Below are 264 nucleotides of genomic sequence, written 5' to 3' on the forward strand. Positions count from 1 at the left end.
GGGGCCTTTTGGTCAATGCTTGCAACATGAGGTCTATGACCTGCTGCGCTTCCTTTTTTCCGTTGTAATCTGACCAGCAGTGTAAAACCACGTTTACAACCTCGCCAGCAGATGTTTTTGTCTCAAATAAGGACACATCGTCATCACCCATTGAGACATAAGGCTTTTTAGTATCTTTGGAAACCGCATCAAAAACGCCTGTGACACGTTCGTTTAACCGCTTATCCATAGATAGCCTTTCAAATATAGCAGCCTGTAACGGCC

Annotated in this window: 1 protein-coding gene; it reads right to left on the reverse strand. The window is 44.7% G+C overall.

Annotated elements, in window-relative coordinates:
- Nucleotides 1–229: DUF3168 domain-containing protein (locus R0J92_RS23715; protein WP_411053480.1), on the reverse strand; the 229-nt coding region annotated here is incomplete at its 3' end.
- Between the last annotated feature and the right edge of the window lie 35 nt (nt 230–264).

The organism is Tritonibacter sp. SIMBA_163 (assembly GCF_046535935.1).
Classification (GTDB): domain Bacteria; phylum Pseudomonadota; class Alphaproteobacteria; order Rhodobacterales; family Rhodobacteraceae; genus Epibacterium; species Epibacterium scottomollicae.